The sequence below is a fragment of the Paenibacillus sp. J23TS9 genome (assembly GCF_018403225.1).
GTDB lineage: Bacteria > Bacillota > Bacilli > Paenibacillales > Paenibacillaceae > Paenibacillus_AQ.
This window is the reverse complement of record NZ_BOSG01000001.1, coordinates 2770790-2790088: the sequence shown is the minus strand read 5'-3', so window position 1 is coordinate 2790088 and position 19299 is coordinate 2770790. Positions and strand designations below refer to the sequence as shown.

At 48.2% G+C, this 19299-nt stretch carries 15 protein-coding genes and 1 pseudogene; 15 read left to right on the top strand and 1 reads right to left on the bottom strand.

What is annotated here, in order from left to right; translation table 11 throughout:
* Nucleotides 1-108: 108 nt before the first annotated feature.
* Nucleotides 109-333: pseudogene (locus KJS65_RS13140) on the bottom strand (helix-turn-helix domain-containing protein); the annotation flags it as partial.
* A gap of 306 nt (nt 334-639) precedes the next feature.
* Here KJS65_RS13140 and KJS65_RS13135 point away from each other — a divergent pair.
* The 15 genes from KJS65_RS13135 (at nt 640) to KJS65_RS13065 (ending at nt 19297) form a co-directional block, all read left to right on the top strand.
* A complete protein-coding gene (locus tag KJS65_RS13135) occupies nt 640-1371 on the top strand; it encodes a tyrosine-protein phosphatase (RefSeq protein ID WP_213650189.1) in 732 nt (243 codons plus the stop codon).
* A 54-nt stretch (nt 1372-1425) separates the two neighbouring features.
* The gene (locus KJS65_RS13130) at nt 1426-2175 is read left to right on the top strand and encodes a YveK family protein (protein WP_213650188.1); all 750 of its coding nucleotides are present in this window, start codon (nt 1426-1428) and stop codon (nt 2173-2175) included.
* Entirely contained in the window at nt 2156-2845 is a 690-nt protein-coding gene (locus KJS65_RS13125) for a CpsD/CapB family tyrosine-protein kinase (RefSeq protein ID WP_213650187.1), read from the top strand. The genes KJS65_RS13130 and KJS65_RS13125 overlap by 20 nt, the downstream gene beginning before the upstream one ends.
* A 246-nt stretch (nt 2846-3091) precedes the next feature.
* Nucleotides 3092-3991 (top strand): UTP--glucose-1-phosphate uridylyltransferase GalU, encoded by a 900-nt coding sequence (gene galU / locus KJS65_RS13120; RefSeq protein ID WP_213650186.1) that lies wholly within the window; start codon nt 3092-3094, stop codon nt 3989-3991.
* Between the two features lie 34 nt (nt 3992-4025).
* On the top strand, nt 4026-5294 hold the full coding sequence (gene wecC / locus KJS65_RS13115) for a UDP-N-acetyl-D-mannosamine dehydrogenase (protein ID WP_213650185.1): 1269 nt from the start codon (nt 4026-4028) through the stop codon (nt 5292-5294).
* Between the two features lie 3 nt (nt 5295-5297).
* Nucleotides 5298-7286, top strand: a complete 1989-nt coding sequence (locus KJS65_RS13110) for an alginate lyase family protein (RefSeq protein WP_213650184.1) — start codon at nt 5298-5300, stop codon at nt 7284-7286.
* Nucleotides 7287-7305: 19 nt separating this feature from the next.
* The gene (locus KJS65_RS13105; protein WP_213650183.1) at nt 7306-9477 is read left to right on the top strand and encodes a bi-domain-containing oxidoreductase; all 2172 of its coding nucleotides are present in this window, start codon (nt 7306-7308) and stop codon (nt 9475-9477) included.
* Complete coding sequence (locus KJS65_RS13100; RefSeq protein ID WP_213650182.1) at nt 9474-10823, top strand: hypothetical protein; 1350 nt, start codon at nt 9474-9476, stop codon at nt 10821-10823. The genes KJS65_RS13105 and KJS65_RS13100 overlap by 4 nt, the downstream gene beginning before the upstream one ends.
* Nucleotides 10820-11938 carry a glycosyltransferase family 4 protein gene (locus KJS65_RS13095; RefSeq protein ID WP_213650181.1) on the top strand — a complete coding sequence of 373 codons (1119 nt, stop codon included), beginning with the start codon at nt 10820-10822 and terminating at the stop codon, nt 11936-11938. Before KJS65_RS13100 ends, KJS65_RS13095 begins: the two co-directional genes overlap by 4 nt.
* Nucleotides 11925-13415 (top strand): lipopolysaccharide biosynthesis protein, encoded by a 1491-nt coding sequence (locus tag KJS65_RS13090; protein ID WP_213650180.1) that lies wholly within the window; start codon nt 11925-11927, stop codon nt 13413-13415. The genes KJS65_RS13095 and KJS65_RS13090 overlap by 14 nt, the downstream gene beginning before the upstream one ends.
* The gene (locus KJS65_RS13085) at nt 13412-14530 is read left to right on the top strand and encodes a GNAT family N-acetyltransferase (protein ID WP_213650179.1); all 1119 of its coding nucleotides are present in this window, start codon (nt 13412-13414) and stop codon (nt 14528-14530) included. Before KJS65_RS13090 ends, KJS65_RS13085 begins: the two co-directional genes overlap by 4 nt.
* Before the next feature lie 26 nt (nt 14531-14556).
* Nucleotides 14557-15660, top strand: coding sequence for a GNAT family N-acetyltransferase (locus KJS65_RS13080; protein ID WP_213650178.1), 1104 nt, complete (start codon nt 14557-14559; stop codon nt 15658-15660).
* A gap of 20 nt (nt 15661-15680) precedes the next feature.
* Complete coding sequence (locus tag KJS65_RS13075) at nt 15681-16880, top strand: hypothetical protein (RefSeq protein ID WP_213650177.1); 1200 nt, start codon at nt 15681-15683, stop codon at nt 16878-16880.
* A 30-nt stretch (nt 16881-16910) separates the two neighbouring features.
* Nucleotides 16911-18032, top strand: coding sequence for a glycosyltransferase (locus tag KJS65_RS13070; protein WP_213650176.1), 1122 nt, complete (start codon nt 16911-16913; stop codon nt 18030-18032).
* Nucleotides 18029-19297, top strand: coding sequence for a glycosyltransferase family protein (locus tag KJS65_RS13065; protein ID WP_213650175.1), 1269 nt, complete (start codon nt 18029-18031; stop codon nt 19295-19297). Before KJS65_RS13070 ends, KJS65_RS13065 begins: the two co-directional genes overlap by 4 nt.
* Nucleotides 19298-19299: the final 2 nt, after the last annotated feature.

Below are 19299 nucleotides of genomic sequence, written 5' to 3'. Positions count from 1 at the left end.
TACCATATTATACATGCTGAACCTGCATTTGTACAAAGCTTCAATGAAAAATGATTCATGCAGAGTATGTATGACTTAGCTGCAGCTTTATGGTTCTGAAAATTTCGGCTCGGGGTCTACTGAAGCCTTGGGCAAGTCTCTCCTTCCCAGTAAGTAATCAATGGATACCTGAAACAGATCCGCAAGTCGGTTAAGAGTCTCATAATCCGGCTTTCTTCGGTTTTTTTCGTAATGAGACAATGCGGCTCTGCTGATTCCAATCGAAGCGGATAATTCCTCTTGTGTCCAGCCCTTCTGTTCACGAAGCTCCGCAATCCGGTGACCGTACTTCATTCGTTCCCACCCTCCGTATTCGATTCCAAGACCAATTAAATAACGCTTGACATGATACAAAATGTATCGTAAATTAACAGTGTCGTCAATAGTTAATATGCATTTTGGAACCATTTTCCTAAAAAATCAGGTTCCAAGCTCCCTTGATTACCCTTGGGATTTGCCTAATGGTGCAAGTTTTGGCTGTAATTCCAACTCTCATCAAGTCCCTTCAGATTTCGCTCTCCATCAACAATAAATGCTGTCGATATTACCTGCAATGATACATATTGTTACAAAAGTTCTGAAGAAACAGGTGCCGATAAGATGATTGATACCCATTGCCACATCATTCCCGGTGTAGATGACGGTCCGAGCTCCACCGAGGGTGCGCTTCGCATGGCTGCGGCGGCCGTGAAGGAGGGAATGCATACGATTATTGCTACACCGCATCATGCCACCAAAAGATACATCAACACAGCCCGGAAAATTCAGCGGAGAGTGGAAGCTCTGAACAGCAAGCTGAAGAAAAACAATATCCCGCTGAAGATTTATCCAGGGCAGGAATTCCGCCTGACAGATGCCTTCCGGTCAGAACATCAGGCTGGTCGGATTCAAACACTTGCTGAAAGCTCTTATCTGCTGGTTGAACTGCCATCCCGCGGCATACCCGATTATTTCCACAAATTTTTGGCTTACATAAAACAACACGGTATTCACGCTGTGATCGCGCATCCCGAAAGGAACCTTGGCATCATACGAAATCCGGATCAGGTGATTGCATGGATCGAACAGCATGGCGTAAGACTGCAGGTGACAACCCAGTCGCTTATCGGCTTTTTCGGTGAGGAGGTACAAAACACTGCTTCATATCTATGTAGAAAACGTTGGATTCATTTGATCGGAAGCGATGCCCACAGTACCATCCGGAGGAGTTTTTACACAAAGGAAGGACATGAAGTGCTTGAGCGGCTGTGCGGGCCAGCCTATCTGCAAGCTTTGCAGCAGCATGCGGCCCAATTAGTCCTAGGAGGAAAGATTGGCGATCTGCATACCTAGTTCCGGGAAAATAGCCACCCGGGTTCAAATCGTACAAGAGTTGGGGGAGTCCTAATGGAACTGAAGTTAATGATACAGATGCTTAGAAAAAGGTTATGGCTGATTGTTGCCTTTGTGATGATATGCACCGCGGGAGCCGGACTGTACAGCAAATATATGATCACGCCGATGTATGAGGCTTCAAGCACGCTGATCGTGAATAAGATGAATTTGGATCAGGAGGGAGCCAGGGGACTGGATTTGAATGAAATTACATCCAATATTATGCTGATTAATTCCTACAAAGTGATTATTACATCAGCATCCATTATGGACAAGGTTGTGCAGCAGCATCCCGACATGCAGGTTACCTCAACAGAGCTGATCGATAAGCTGCAAGTTATCACGGCCCAGAACTCCCAAGTTATTACGCTTAAAATGAGAGACCCGTCCTACGACCACGCCATGAATATCGTCAATGCCGTATCGAAGGTATTTAAGGAAGAAATTCCGCGGATTATGAAGGTCGATAACATTACTATTCTGGACAACGCCAAGCCGCAGAAAAATCCGGTGCCCGTTAGTCCGAAGCTTAAAGTGAATGTCGCCCTTGCTTTTGCCGCTTCCTTTCTGTTGGCTGTGGGCATCGTGCTTATGCTTGAATACCTTGATGATACGGTGAGAAACGAGTACGACGTAGAACGGTATCTGGAACTGACTACGCTTGGGGCGATCCGGAAAATGAAAAAGAGAGATCTTAAAACACGCTCCTCCGCCCGATCCAAAAAACAGGCAGGTGAAAAATATGCGCCGCTCAGTCAATAAGAACAAGCTGATTATGAATACCAATCGCAGGTCCAACATCTCCGAAGGCTACCGAAACCTCCGCACCAATATTCAGTTTTCCGGCTGGAACCACAAGCTGCAGGTCATGGCTGTCACTTCTACCCAGGCAGGTGAAGGCAAGACCACGACCATCAGCAATTTGGCGGTTGCCTATGCCCATGAGGGAAAAAAGGTGCTCTTGATTGATGCTGATTTGAGACATCCTTCACTGCAAAGCGTATTCAATGTCTCCAATCGGGTAGGTTTATCCAATATTTTGGCAAACCAGTGCTCTTATGGCGAGATTTTGCATCAGACGACCATTGATAACTTATCCCTTGTCACAGCGGGTCCTGTTCCACCCAATCCAACAGAGCTGCTGTCATCGGATAAATTAAAGGAAATCATCAATTTATGGAAAGAGGAATACGATATCATCCTGATTGACACTTCGCCGGTGATGGCGGTAGCAGATGGCCTGATTGTGGCTTCCATCAGCGACGGAGTCATTCTAGTTATATACGCAGGTAAGGTGAAACGGGAGTTTATCAAGAAAACCAAGGAAAAGTTGGAGCTCGCCAAGGCCAACATTCTCGGTGTGGTTCTGAACAATAAAAAGTACAGCAAGTCAGAAGCGAACCAGTATTACTATTACGGTCTTCCCGAATAGTTATTCGATGTCGGCTGTGCAGCCGAAGGTTATGTCTACTGTACCTTTATCATGGTAGGCACTCGATCATGCTGTGGGTATGCAAATACCTTAGACGTAAATCGTCGGGAGTGTGGTGTGAGGCCGGGTTAGATGCCCGTTTCATACTTCGGTTGAAGTATGAGCTATGTGAGGCCGGACATACAGCTCATACTTTAATTCAGTTATCAACAAAGAGAATGGAATACCAAAAGGGGGATGAAAGCAGTGAACAAAGTCAGAAAGGCGATTATTCCGGCAGCGGGCCTGGGCACACGCTTTCTGCCGGCAACCAAGGCGATGCCTAAGGAAATGCTTCCAATCGTCGATAAGCCGACCATTCAGTATATTGTGGAGGAGGCAATAGCTGCAGGCATTGAGGATATTATTATCGTGACGGGAAAAGGGAAACGATCTATTGAGGATCACTTCGATCATTCGTTTGAACTCGAACTGAATTTGCTGCAGAAGGGCAAGCTGGAGGTTCTCGAATCGGTACGCCGATCTTCGGAGGTTGAAATTCATTATATCCGCCAAAAGGAAGCTAAAGGACTGGGGCATGCCATATGGTGTGCGCGGAATTTCATCGGTAATGAGCCATTTGCCGTGCTGCTCGGTGATGACATCGTGAGGTCAGAAGTGCCATGTATAGGACAGTTAGTAGAACAATACGAAACCTATGGACTCTCCGTTGTGGGGGTAGGTGCTGTACCAGTCGACCAGACACACCGTTATGGGGTCATTGATCCGTTACATACGCTGGATCATGCGGGCACAGCCTATGCACTCCGCAGGGTTGTGGAAAAGCCAAGCCCCGGCGAAGCCCCGTCTAACCTGGCTATCATCGGACGTTATGTGCTGACGCCGGAAATATTCAGTTATCTGGAACGTCAGGAGGCGGGATACGGCGGAGAAATACAGCTTACTGACGCCATCCAGCAGCTGATTGTGGAAAAGGGCTGTATCGGATATACCTTTGAGGGAGAGCGTTTTGATGTTGGAGAGAAGCTTGGCTATATTCTGACCACCATTGATTTTGCGCTGCATCAGGAGGATTTGAGACTTTCCCTTCTGGCGGCAATGGATCGTATTTTGCAGGCGGAAAAGCAGGGAAAGGTATTGTTTTGATTTCCTTCAATTTTATTATAAGGCAGGGGCTCAAATGGTGAAGAAAGTGTGTGTAATGGGACTTGGTTATATCGGACTTCCGACTGCCAGTCTGCTGGCGATGAATGGTTTTTACGTACATGGCGTTGACGTTAACATACATACAGTTGATCGGATTAATCAAGGAGAGGTTCATATCACGGAGCCAGATCTGGACCTCGCCGTACAGAGCGCTGTACAGAGCGGATTTTTGCGTGCTTCTACAGCTCCTGCAGAGGCGGATATCTTTATTTTGGCCGTACCGACTCCTTTTAAGGAAAACAACAAACCCGACTTGACCTATGTAGAGCAGGCGGCAAAGGCAATCATTCCTTTCCTAAGGCCGGGAAACCTTGTTATCCTTGAATCAACCAGCCCGGTGGGTACGACAGAGCAGATTGCTGACTGGATCGTAGCAGCGAGAGAGGATCTGAGTATTTCGGAATCGCTTCATGCCGCTTACAACCGGATTTTTGTTTCCTACTGTCCGGAGCGGGTCCTTCCAGGACAGATTTTAAGGGAACTGGTGGAGAATGACCGCATTATTGGAGGAATTGATGAGGCTTCCACACATGGGACCGCTGATTTCTATAGGCATTTTGTCAAAGGAGCAATTCTTGAAACGAATGCCCGTACTGCCGAAATGGCTAAGCTGACGGAAAATTCCTTCAGAGATGTGAATATTGCATTTGCGAATGAGCTGTCATTGATATGCGATCACTTGGATATCGATGTCTGGGAGCTGATCCGCTTGGCTAACCATCATCCACGTGTCAATATCCTCCAGCCGGGGCCTGGGGTGGGAGGACACTGCATTGCAGTCGACCCCTGGTTCCTGGTCGATGCTGCTCCTGAGCAGGCTAAGTTAATTCATACCGCCCGAATCGTAAATGACCAGAAGCCCTGGTATGTGGTGGAGAAAGTACTGCAGCTTGCTGCGAAGCTGAGATCGCCTGTCATTGCCTGTCTGGGACTTGCCTTCAAGGCGAATATTGATGATTTGCGTGAAAGTCCGTCGATGGCGATTGTGGAGCATCTGGCTAAGACGGGATTAGCCACGATGCATGTTGTGGAGCCTCATATTGAGCAGCTGCCTGACAATTTGCGAAATGAAAATGTATTCCTGTCAGACGCGGAAGAGGCGGTGCGCAAGGCGGATATTGTATTGCTGCTGGTGAACCATGAAGCTTTCCGTTCCATAAGCCCGGATCAATTGCAGGAAAAGATCGTTGTGGATACCAGAGGATTTTTCCTCCTGGCTCCCCGTGTGGAAGTGGGAGTGTAAAGAATGTCCTCAGTTCAAACCAAAATTAGGCGCCTGAAGGAAATGCCTTTTCGGGCTGCGATGAAGAAAATCGCCGGCAAAGCGATACAGGAGGCGCGTTTCGCATACAGACAATACCGGATAAGCCGCTCGCCCATTACGCTTCGGCCGGAGTTGTTTCGATCATTTGAAACGACAAGCACATTTCTCTTTGATCCGCTCAGCCGGGAACATTATGTGAACGTACTGGAATCAGAGAGGGTGGATCAGGAGATCATCCATGATGCGGAACGGATCTGCGCGCATGTTTTTGATCTTCTTGGTTCAGGCGAAACAAGTCTTGGACCTTCCTTGCCTTGGCATGAGGATTTCAAAACGGGGTTCCGGTGGGATAATAAATTTTATAAATGGATTAAAATTGTTGATCTGGATAATGCTGCGGACGTCAAGGTTCCCTGGGAGCTTTCGCGTTTTCAGCATTTTTTCACCTTGGGGAAGGCCTACTGGCTGACTGAGGACGAGAAATACGCCCTTGAATTTCAGGCACAGCTTGAAGATTGGATGATACAGAATCCGGTTGAGATGTCAGTCAACTGGACTTGTGCCATGGATGTTGCTATCCGTTCGGCCAATTGGATTGCCGTCGTTCCTTTTTTTCGAAAAAGTCCATCCATACCCGAGTCCTTTTGGGAAAGTTTCCATGCCTCATTATATCTGCATGGTGTCTTTATTCGCGGTAACCTGGAGAATACCGGGGAACATACAGGAAATCATTATACGGCTGATTTGGCTGGCCTGATTGCTCTTGGAATTTATTTTGGCAGCTTTAACATACAGGGGAATCAGCCTCAATTAGGTAATCCTGCAGACTGGCTGACCTTCGGTATGAATGAAATGGAGAAGGAGCTGTTTGTACAGGTCAATGAGGATGGAACCAACTATGAAGCATCCACCTCTTATCACCGGCTTGTCGCTGAAATGTTTCTGCTAACAACGATGTGGTGCTCAAGGAATGGACTCCATTTCTCGGATGCATATATGCGTCGTCTTGAGAAAATGCATGAGTTTATGCTGCATATCATGAAACCGGATGGATTGACGCCACTGATTGGCGATGCTGATGATGGAAGATATCTCATTGTCTCTCGATACAGCAGATGGGTACGTAGCGATTTCCGCCATCTGTTGGCTGTAGCCGGTGAATTCTTTGAACGGGATGATTTTCGGGAAGCCGGCATCAGCAGCTGGGAAGACGCATTGTGGATTGCTGGCGGAAATAAGCCGAGCCGGATACCGGAGCTTGATGAACCAAGATCTGTGGCTTTTCCGGATGGCGGCTACTATGTGCTCCGCAGCCCGGAGATATACTGTCTAATCCGCTGCGGAGAGCTTTCCTTTCACGGACATGGGGCACACAGTCATAACGACCAACTGAGCTTTGAGCTGAATGTTAAGGGTAAGGATATAATTGTGGATCCGGGTACTTTTATCTACTCGGCCGATTATCGGGCAAGAAACCTTTTTCGTAGTACAACTGTTCATAACACGCTGCAGGTTGGAGATATGGAACAAAATGATATGGAGGATAGAAACTTGTTTTTGCTGCGGGAACAAACTTATGCGAAATGCGAGTTGTTCTCTTACGAGTATTTTGCCGGGAATCACCGCGGCTTTGAGAAAAAGAGCGGAATCATTCATAGACGTGAAATTATGCTGAAGGACTCGGGGCTGGTCATCATCGATAAACTTGAGCACGCGACTCCTGCACAAAGTGAAGTACTCCCGGCTTCAGCAGCATTTATGCTGGCTACAGGGATAAGAGTGTATGCGGACAAGAGGAACTTAATACTGCAAGCGGAGGGATTCAAGGCTATCGTTGCCTTTGAAAATGCCACCGATGTGCAGATACAAAAAGGATGGATATCTAAGGATTACGGTGTCCGTGAACCGAGTCAATTACTGCGTGTGTATACCCATCATCAATATCTGCGAACTACAATTCACTGGGATTAAAACGGGGGAGCTACTACTAATGAATCAGGTAATTATTAGACAAGGAAATGCTGTGGTTGAACAAATTCCGGCACCCGAAATCCAAAAGGGAACCGTGCTGGTTCAGGTGAATCATTCCTGTATATCGATAGGAACCGAGCTTAGCGGACTTAAAAGCAGCGGAGTTCCGCTATGGAAACGCGCGGTTCAGCAGCCTGAAAACGTACGGAAGTTGATGAATATAGCCGCTTCACAAGGGTTATCCCATACTCGGAATATGCTTAAATTGAAAGCCGGTGCTGGACAACCATCTGGCTATTCGGCGGCCGGAACCGTTATTGAGGTCGGTGATGGGGTCTCGGACCTGAAGGAGGGTGACCTTGTCGCATGCGCGGGAGCACAGTTTGCCCATCATGCGGAAGTCATCCGGGTTCCAAGGAATTTGGTTACACCGGTACCCGATGGCTTGGGCTTGGCAGAGGCCAGTACAGTGACGCTCGGAGCAATCGCCATGCAGGGGTTACGGCGTGCTGCACCAACTCTTGGGGAGACATTTATTGTGATCGGGCTAGGCATTCTGGGGCAACTTACGGTACAACTGCTGAAGGCAAACGGATGCAGGGTCATTGGTACTGACCTGGATTCCGGGCGAATTGCACTGGCAAAAAGCTTAGGCATGGAGTTGGCTATACAGCCCCAGGAAGAGAGCGGTGTTGAAGCAGCACTCCGGCTCACGGATGGTATGGGGGCGGATGGCGTCATCATAACAGCAGCAGCGCGATCAAGTGTAATACTCTCCGAGGCCTTTCGGATGACACGGAAGAAAGGGCGTGTCGTCGTTGTAGGCGATGTGGGTCTCGAGATTAATCGATCCGACATCTACGAAAAGGAGCTGGATTTCTATATTTCTACATCTTATGGGCCGGGACGCTACGACCGGAACTATGAGGAGAAAGGGCAGGACTACCCGCTTGGATATGTACGATGGACGGAAAACCGGAATATGAGGGAGTTCTTGAGGCTGGCAGCGGAAGGAAAAGTGAGGCTTGAACCGATGATTTCCCGCATATTCCCGGTTGGAGAAGCGTCGGAAGCCTATGAATATATCCAACATGCGGAGAAAAAACCGATGATGGTGCTGCTTTCTTATCCGGAACAAACCGAAGTCCGCAGTTTGTCCCATAAGGTAATAATAAATACCCGGCCTCATACCATTCAGAGAACGGACAAGAAAGTACATATCGGATTGATCGGAGCAGGTGAATTTGCCAAAAACATGCATCTTCCGAATATTAATGCTTTATCCGCCAAATTTGAGCTGCAAGCGATCATGAGCCAAACCGGCCACAATGCAGCCGAGACAGCCAAACAATTCGGAGCAGTATATGCGGCTACAAGCTACCGGCTGCTTCTTCAGGACCCGGATATTGACGCAGTGCTTATTGCAACACGTCATGATACACATGCATCAATCGTTCTGGATGCACTACGGGCTGACAAGCATGTATTTGTGGAGAAGCCGCTGGCTCTGACCATGTCTGAGCTAGGGGAAATAGAACGGTTTTATGACGACATCTCTGAAGGAAAGCCAGCTCCGGTGCTGGTTACCGGCTTCAACCGCAGATTCTCACCCTACGCGTTGAAGATCAAGGAAATGCTCGAACAGCGAAGCAATCCCATGATTCTGAATTATAGAATGAATGCCGGATACCTCCCGCTGGATCATTGGACCCAGACGGAAGAAGGCGGAGGGCGAAACCGCGGGGAATGCTGTCATATTTATGACCTATTTACTTATTTGACAGGGAGCAAAGTACAGCGGATTCATGTATCTCATCTGCAACCCTCGACAAAGCATTACTCACACACGGATAATTTTGTCGCGACGATGGAGTTCGCGGACGGTTCCGTTGCCACAGTGACATACACCGCGCTTGGATCAAAATTATATCCCAAAGAGCAGATGGATATATACGTAGATGGGAAAAACATTTTTCTTGATGATTACCGCAGGCTGTCGATTGCAGGCAGTAAAGTGAAAGGAATGGAAACGAAGATCAGCAATAAAGGACAGCGGGAGACGCTGGAACGGTTTGCCGATGCGGTTCAGGGACAAAGCGATTGGCCAATTCCGCTATGGGAGCAAATTCAGGCGATGGAGATCGCGCTAGAAGTAGAACGATCATTATCAAAAGGAATGATGAACCTATGAATATAACCAAAGTAGCCGCCAAGCAAATTTTATCTTATCTCCCGTTTCGGTACGTGAACGTTGGCAGAGAGTTTCATCTGTGGCTGAACAAGTTAGAGAAAATGAAAAGCATGGAATACGAACAAATCCGCGAGGCTCAGCTTCAATCCTTGAAAGATATGATAACGCTGGCTTATGAACATACAAAGTTTTACAGACAGCTATATGACGCACACGGCTTTCACCCGGATATGCTTCAGGATTTCAGTGACATGGAGCGTATTCCTGTGATTCATAAAGAGGATGTGCGGATGCACGGCCATGATATGGTGGTGTCCAAATATACGCCGGAAAAGCTGAAAAAATTAGGAACCAGTGGCACAACAGGCACATCGCTTACCCTTTATTCGAACCGAGCGGTTGAAGAGCGGGAATGGGCTGCGATCTGTTACCTGTGGGCTAATGTCGGCTATAAGCCGGGAGATGGGCGAGTGGAATTCAGGGGAGCGCTGCCGAGCAATAAGCTTTATATTCTGGATAAGTATTCCAGGACCTTGAAAATAAACACCACAGCCATCACGGAACGCAACATCAGGGACATAGTGAACGCAATCCTGGCGTCGGGTTATGAATATCTGTACGGTTTTCCTTCTGCACTGGCGATGTTCACCAAATTTCTGGTCGATCATCAGCTCACTGAATTATATCAGCCTAAAGCCATTTTGCTCGCCTGCGAAATGGTACATGATTATCAGGTATATCTTATCAGCAGCGTGTTTTCCAGCTCCCGCATATTTGCTCATTACGGACAGACGGAGAAAGTGGCATTAGGCGGCTGGCTTGATGACTCCCATTCTTACTACTTCCTGCCTTTATACAGCTATGTAGAGCAAAATCAGGAGACGAGCGCGATCATCGGCACTTCTTTTTTGAACGATGTGATGCCTATGATTCGCTATGAATTGACCGATGCCGCCGCGCGTTTTGACCAGCAGCCGCAAAAAGGAAAGGAGCATCTTTTTCCGGTTATCCGCTCCATCGACGGCCGCATGGGTGAGATCATGTACAAGCCGAACGGGGATATGCTCCCCTCGCCGCTGATCGCCATAGCCCTCCGTGGGACCAAAACGTTCAGCGCCTGCAAGCTGATTCAGCACCGCTATGATCTGATTGAGATCATGGTCGAATCGACGCAGCAGGAGGAAGTTGTGCAGGAGGAAATTAAAATGGTGGTCGAGAAGCTGGAAAAGCTGTTCACCATCGGCATGAATTTTAACATCACGATCGTCCCCCATATTGCCCGGACGGAAACCGGAAAATTCAAAAATGTGGAGGTCCTAGTTGGAAAGGAACCGTTGATCATATGAAACTGATTCTGGTGGGACCGGTTCCTCCGCCGATTGGGGGCATATCTATTCATATTCAAAGACTGGGCGAGGTCTTGCGTGAAAGGCAGGCGGACTTCTTCATTTATAATGAAGCGAACGTTGCCGACGCGGAGCGGCAAATACTGCCAATGGGCAGCTACAAAACATTTTTATTGAAGATCCCATTTATCCAAGGGGATCTTTTTCATTTTCATTCTATAGATCTGCGAATTCGAATTCTTCTTGGCGTGTATAAGGTCTTAGGCAAAAGAATCATGCTTACGGTTCATGGCGATAGTCTGTCGCAGCAGCTTCAGCAATCTAGTCCTTTAACCAAAAAGCTGCTGCTGGGAAGCCTGAGGCGGTTGGACTATATCATATGCGTCAGTGAAACAACGACGCAGATGTTGTTGCAGCTTGGTTTCCAACCGGATCGAGTGCGTACTATTCCGGCATACATTCATCCTGTGGAGTGCATTGATGATGCATTGAAGATTCCGCCAGAAGTCCACCGGTTCATGGAACAAGCCGATTTCCTGATCGCAGCGAACGGTTTCGTCCGGCCGCTGCAGGACGGCGACTTGTACGGTATCGATCTTTTGGTGGAAATGATGAAGGAACTGGTGGACGACGGGGTGTCGGTTCGACTCCTGTTTGCCATGCTGGGCGCAGCAGATCAAAGCGCGGAAGAGCGGGCGTATTACGATCGGCTTAAACGCAGGATTGCGGATGATGGCCTCTCGGAAAGGATACTTTTCTATGAAGCCGTAGATACCGAGTTGTACCCTCTATTAAAAAAGAGCCATCTGTTTATCCGGCCTACCCGCCTGGATGGGTTTGGGGTATCGATCGCCGAAGCTGTTCATTTTAACGTTCCTGCAATTGCTAGCGACGTATGCAGAAGACCTGAGGGAACCATTCTGTTTGAATCGGGTGATCTGCCGGGGCTGGTAAGGCAGGTGCGGCAGGTCATGCATAACTACAATACCTGTAAGGAGGCAGTCACAGGCATCATGACAGGGGACTACGCGGCCGATTTGATCGGAATCTATGACAAATTGTCAGGCGAAAAGATGCCTGCGGAAAGTAAAGGGATAGCCCGTGCCAACCGATAACCGGAAAATGCTGTCCAGCGGCGCCGTATATCTCTGCTCCTCGATCCTGACGCAGCTCGTTAATCTGCTGCTTATTCCGCTCTACACCCGGAATCTGTCTCAGGAGCAGTTCGGCCAGTATGACCTGATCATCAGCGTCCAAATGCTGCTGTCTTTGATGATTACCCTCGGAGTCCACTCTGGAATGGTCCGCTTCTTTAACGAATTCGAGAACAGACGGGAGCTGCGGAATACGGCACTGACCTTTGCGCTCGTATGGGGTACTATCTGTATTGGAGGTGCATGGGCGCTCGGTCCCTTGGTGTCCCCATTCGTGTTTAACGCGGCTGAAGGCTCCGGCTTGTACATTCCTTACGTGGTGATGATTTCGGTCTTCTCCTGCCTGAACCTGATTTATTCGAGTTCTTATTCCATGCAGTTTAAAGCGCTAAAGTCGAGCTCCATCCAGTTTTCGGTCGTTTTGTCGACGCTATTTTTTGCATTATATTTTTTTCTCTCCAGGGATATGGGCATCGTCGGCATATTAACGGCTCAGCTATTCAGCAACGTGCTGGTGTTTATCGTGCTGTTTGTGCTGAATCTCGGCACGTACCGTTTTATCATCAAGCGCGATCCGATCCGCCAAATGCTGGGCTATGGCTCTGGCCTCCTGCTCGGGGACATTTCCGCCTGGGTTCTCAGCTTAAGCGACCGTTTTTTGATCAAAGGGTATATGAACTTATCCTCAGTTGCCGTATATTCTATCGGGTATAAGATCGGTATGCTGATCAATCCGGCCTTCATCACCCCGTTCATGTCCGTTTTTACGGCTTTCAAGTTCAAAGCATACAAGGATGAGGATGGGCCCGAGAAAATACGGAAGATGTTCCGCCTCTATAATTTCGTGGGCTGGTTATGCGTACTGGGATTGACGCTGTTCGCCCATATGGCGGTCCGAATCGTGGCGACGGAAGAATACAGCAGCGCGGGCACTTTGGTACCACTCATCTCGTTCTCGTATTTTTTGTCTGGCAGTCTTGCTTTTTACTCCCTGGGACTTCATATCGCGAATAAAATGCGCATCAACTACCTGATTTCCTTGTTGGCAGCCCTTATTAACGTCGCCTGTAACATCGTATTGATTCCATGGCTCGGGATTTACGGCTCGGCTTTGGCAACGGTTATCTCGTATGCGGTCACGAGCGCCGTTTTTTATCATTACGGTTCCAAATATTATCCGCTCGGTCTCAGTATTTTTTATCCTTATAAATATCTTGCTATTTATTTGCCAGCTTATGCCTTGCATGCGGTTTTCATGCGGATCGAGCACTCCTTACTGATTGAGATTGCGCTGAACGTACTGCTTGTGGCAGCCTTTATTGCCTGCAGTCTGATCTTCAAATTCGTATCCATCCGGGAACTGACCGGGGACCTGCTGCTGGCACTGAACCGCAAATCCAAAAACCTACTCATGGAAGGAGTGAAGTCGGAGTCATGAATACCAAAATCATCACCGACATGGACGGGTTCCTCTCGATCCGGGAGGATTGGGAAAGACTGGCCGACCAGGATCCGGATGCGACCTATTACAGCACGTTTGAGTTCAACTTTTCCTGGTGGCAGACGTTCGGAGGCGAGAAAAACAAGGAACTGTTCATCCTCTGCCATTACCGGGACAACGTGATGGTAGCCATTGCACCGCTGATGATTCGCGTCATCGACAAGAAAATCGTCAAATGCAGGGTGCTGAGCTTCCTTGGAAAGGGAGACTATTTCAATTTTATTATCGATTCCAGCAAGTTCAAGTCATCTGCGATCATCCGGGAATTGATGAATACGGTAGAGGAACATTCGGGAAGATGGGACAAAGTCGAGCTGACCCATTTGCGAATGGATACGCAGCTTCTCAAGTACTTGATGCGGCATGACCGGTATAGCAAGCATACCGAATACCTGACCTCCTGTGCCCGGATCAACAGCGATGATTATTGCTCGTATGCCGATTTTGAGAAAGAAATGTTGAGTACCAAGCTTCGCCGCAAACGGGTAAAGCTGCAGGACGACACGGGGTACAGGTTCAGAGTCGTCACCGGCAGCCAAAGTGAGGATATGTACGATAAAATCGCCCACATTCACCAGCTTGAAAAAAAATACCTGAACGAGGTGAAGGGCAGACATGAACGGGGAAGCCTGTTTGAAGACAAGAACAACGAGCATTTTCTGAAAAGGTTGTTCAAAGGTAATGATAAGATTTTGTTTTTTTACCTCGAATCCGAAGACGGCGAAATTATCATTTACAAGTGCTGCTACTTGTACCGGAACGTATTGTACGGCTGGAACACGGGATATTCGCCCAAGTTCTCCCACTACCACGGCATTTCGGACGTGCTTCTGATGGAGATGGTCGAAAGTCTGTTCCACAGCAGCTGCACGAAGCAGATTGATTTCGGAGCGGGCACGTATTCGTGGAAATTCCGCTGGACGAACCGGTTCTCGGTGAGTTATTCCTTCAACATGTGGAATGAATCCAGCCAGCAATCCAAGCTGCTGCGGCTGTTGATTCAATCCAGGGAAATCGTGCGGGCCTTCAAGGGACTCAAAAACGCGTTATGAATAAAAACATGGAGTGAATACGAGACATGAAAACGGTAGTGATTCGGTGTCTGGAAGAGCTGTGCCGATGGGAACGACCTTGGAAGGAATTGACGGAGAACTTGGAGTATCCAGAAATTTTCAGCACGTGGGAATGGCTGCAATCTTACGTGTCCCATATGTTCAGCCCAAACCGACAGCTTTTTGTCGTCCTGGTCATCGACCAGGACCGATGCATCGCAGCCGCTCCGATGTGCATCGTCCAACAGCCTATCAAATGGATGAGAATCAGATCCCTGCAGTTCATTCTTTCCGGAACGGGGGAGACCAACAGCTTCTACATACATAAATATGTTCACTACATGAAGGCATTAAAAGAAATATTCAACGTACTGCATGCCCATCGGCAGGAATGGGACTGTATCGATCTGCATAATATCCATTCGCTGGATCCCGTGACGGGTCTGATCGGGCAGGCATGCGGAAGCGATTATGATGTATTCAGCCATTCCAGGTCCATTACCCCGTACGTGAACTTGGAACGGTTTCATCAAGGGAAGTTAGCCCGAAGTCGTATCAAGGCGATCGAGCGCAAAGAGCGGAAGCTGCGGAATGATCTTGAGACAAGGCTGGAAATCCATGTGCTTATCGAGGAAAGGACATGGGAGAACCTGATTGACATGCACAAGGAGCGGTGGGCACAGAGCCTGTTTGGCGTTCAGGAGACGATGCGCTTCTACGGCGACATCATCTCCAAGTTTCATGAGCTGGATGGGGCGCATATTTCCTATATCGAAATTAACGGCAGCGTTGCCTCAGCAATGCTGACCTTTAGCCATAAAAGCAAGGTATATCTTTACATCACGTCCTTCTCCCAACAATACATGGAATACGGAGTGGGCCTGATTCTCCTCAACAAAGTCATGGAGCATTACTTGCAGAGCGGGATTACGGAAATCGATTTGATGAGCGGCACCCAGGAATACAAATTTTTTTGGTCGGATACAGTTCGCGTAAACAACCATATCCGCATGATTGAAAGACAGAGCGGGAAGACATGGCTGAAAGCATACACCCTGCTTCAGGTGAACAAGGATCATCTGAAATCACTCTTATTCGAGAAAGCGCAGCACCGCCGGGTAAGGCGATGATGAATTAAGGAGAATGCTTCATGCAGATTGAACGATGCAAATGGTATAACAACGCTCGCTCACCGGTTTTGTTCATGATCGATGACCTGGCAAACGCTTGGGTGGATACGAGTGGCAACGGAATCGTGGACGAAGGCGAGGACTGGGGATTCTTCAGGGATGAGGAACGGTCCTCGTTCCGTTTTTTGCAGGAACGGGTTTTGGCTGATCATCCCGAAGTTAAGGTTACCTTTTTCGTACCGGTGGGAGAGAGAGTAGGTATGATCCGGAATCCGGTATGCAGCATGTACTCAAAACCTATCAATGCGGACGAGGCGAGCCGTGATTTTTTTCGACAGGTGCATCAGCATCCGAGTTTTGAGCTGGCTTATCATGGAACAACACATGGAGTTGTGGGTGAAGAAGCTAAGGATTTTGTTCAGGAATGGGCTTCTTTCAGCAGTTTAAACGAAGCGCTCGTCCGCATCGGCGAGGGGCTGGATATATTCATGGACGCCGTAGGTACGAGGCCTATGGGCGGTAAATACTGCGGGTACACGAGCAACACATTTTCGGATGAGAGCATCGATGAATCGGGCTTTGAGTGGTGGTGCAGATACTGGAACCGCGGGAAGACCGAGAGTTCGAACGACCCGTCCTGCGGGACGGACTCAGATCCCGTTACCAACTACGACGTCAAGCGTTTCGGAAAAAGCGGCGTTCTAGACATTCCTTCCACCGTGAATGGAGCGCTGTTGAACAGCGTTTATCACGGAAGGAATACGATCAAGGACATCGTCAAGCAGACGTTCAAAAAATCCTTCATACGCTGGAAGCTTCGCGAAATCGACGGTCTGCTGAAGCGGCGGCTGGTGATCAGCGTACAGGAGCATATCGCACCTTCGCGCGATGACGGAAAGAGACAGAGCCCTAACATTTTTGATGACCGCGAGAGCTTGCTCCAAATCTTTCGGCATATCCGAGGGAAAAAGGTGTGGTACTGTACCTGCTCGGAACTGGCCGATTACGTGAATCTTCGCGATCATGTGCAGATAGAGCATCGGGATCAACACCATTTTGAGCTGCGCCATGAAGCTCAGTACCGGAAGAAGCTGTTGTCGCTGTGGTTTGGAGAAAAGCGGCCTTTCCGGATTATGCTTCCCGACAGAAGCGCCTTGAATGTGGTCGATGGCGTAGCCAACCTTCCGGTTCTGGAAGGGATATATTCGATCGTGGATTGATTAGCGTCAGTTAAAGGGGAGGTTAACAATATGAAGGTACTTTACCAAACCAGGTATAATATCTTCACGCGCAAAGGCGGAGATACGGTTCAAATCCTTAAAACCAAGGAATTCATCGAAGGCAGATCCCCGAATATACAAATAGACATTAACAGCGACCCTAAGGCTGACTTGTCCTCATATGACCTCGTACATATATTTAATATGCTGCGCCCACAGGAAACCATTCTGTTTCTGGAAAATGCTAAGGCCCAAAATAAAAAGGTCGTATTGTCCACCATTTTCTGGAGAAGCACGGAATTTGAGAGACAGGGGCAGATGGGTCTGCGGAAAATGGTTAATCGGCTGATCAGTTACGATGGAATGGAAAGATTAAGGGGGCTATACCGCTATTATATTGACGGGGAAAAGCATGAAGGGACTTCCAGGCTGATCCGGAAGGGTTATACGAGATTGCAGCGTGAGATTCTTGAACAGGCGGATCTCCTTCTTCCGAATGGAGAGGGTGAGATGGAACTCATTCAAAGTATCTTTGAGCCCCGGATGAGCTTGAATTATTTGGTAGTTCCGAATGCCATAGATGCAGGGATTTTCAAATATGATGCAGATGCGCAGCGGGATATCGTTCTATGCGTAGGAAGATTTGAGCCACGTAAAAACCAACTGAACCTGATCAAGGCTTTCAATGGACTTCCTTTCAAGCTGGTATTAGCGGGGCGGGCCCATGAAACGCAGCAAAAGTATTTGAAGGCAATGCAAATGGCCATTCAAAACAATAACGTTGAAATTGTGGATGAGGTAGATCACGGTGAGCTGCAAAAGCTGTACAGCCGTGCCAGGGTACATGTCCTGCCCAGTTGGTATGACACACCAGGATTAGTATCGCTTGAAGCAGCGGTCAGCGGGTGCAACATTGTGGTTACGACGAGGGGAACGACAAGGGAATACTTTGGAGACGATGCTTATTATTGTGAGCCAGGGAATATCGAAAGCATCCGAAAGGCAATTATTGACGCCTATAACGCGCCTTACAATCAGCGGCTGGAGACTAGAATTATTTCCGATTTCACTTGGGAGCAAGCGGCGGAACGAACCGTAGATGGCTACAGGCTGCTGCTGAGCCGGGAAGAGCAGGAGGTGGGCGCTGGATGAGGGAGACCCTTATTGTCATCTCGGATTACGTGGAGGGTGAGCCGGTGGTTGCATCGGTCAGGTTCGCGGGACTTATGGAATTTTTCAAGGAAAGATATGAGTTGATCGTCATTAATGACAGGAATCATGGAATCCATGCTAGTGAATTTTCTGAAGAGAATTATAAATATGAAACCGTAGAAAGCGTCTTTACCCAAACAATGAGAAGCGGGGCTATGGCGACCAAGTGGGGCGTCCGCCAGCTTGTGGAGAATCTACTTCGCAACCCATGGACTTTATCCGCATGGAGAAATTACAAATACAGCAAATTCAAGTTTGACCGAAAAAATGAAGCCCTGTATGCGAAACTCGACGATCTTCTTGCAAGTCGGGAGATCGCTGCTGTCTTTGTTACCGTGCCGGATGTTTATGCTTTATACATTCTCGATTATATCAAACGCAAGTCGCCGCATATGCAGGCGGTCATTGAAATCCGCGATATCATCAATCACAGCATCGGCAAAGGCAACCCGAAGTATGTATTCAGGCAAGCCGAACAGATGATAAGCAGGCTTGCGGACGGTATCATTGCCGTTTCAGAAGGGATTTACCAGTATTACCGGATACGGAATCCGCAGAAGGAAATGGAGCTTATCACAAACGGTTATGATGAGAATTTATTCAAAGATTCCGATTTTATGCGTTTAACACGTACATCTGAACCCATTTCGTTAGTACATATCGGATCAATTTATAAAGGAAGAAATATTGGAGCTTTGATGGAAGGCCTGGAGTTATTTTATCGGCAGACAGGTATTGCCGTTACGCTTCATATCGCGGGGCTGCTTGACCATCAGGCTGTAGTGGATATCGACCGTGCGGAGTACTCAGGGCCGGGGGTTCGGATGCACATTTATGGAAGTATGGAACACCACAACGCCGTAAAACTGCTGAAAGCAGCAAATGTTGCCGTAATTCTCACGCATACCCGTGGAAGCGGCTTTGCCATCCCGGGTAAAACCTTCGAATATATCGGTGCTTGTAAGCCAATTCTTGCCGTGACCGAAGATCAGGAACTGATATCACTGGTTCAGGACCGTTATGGAGAATGCGCCGGGCATGATCCGAAGGCGATCGCAGCCTCACTCGGACAACTGATCAAGAACAGCTATGATTTCTCAGGCAGGCACAAGTATTCGAGAAAATTACAGGCAGAGCGTATTCTTGAGTTTCTGGGCCATATTACGCTGGACGGTGGAATTAATATGATAGGCAAAGAGGTTTGAAC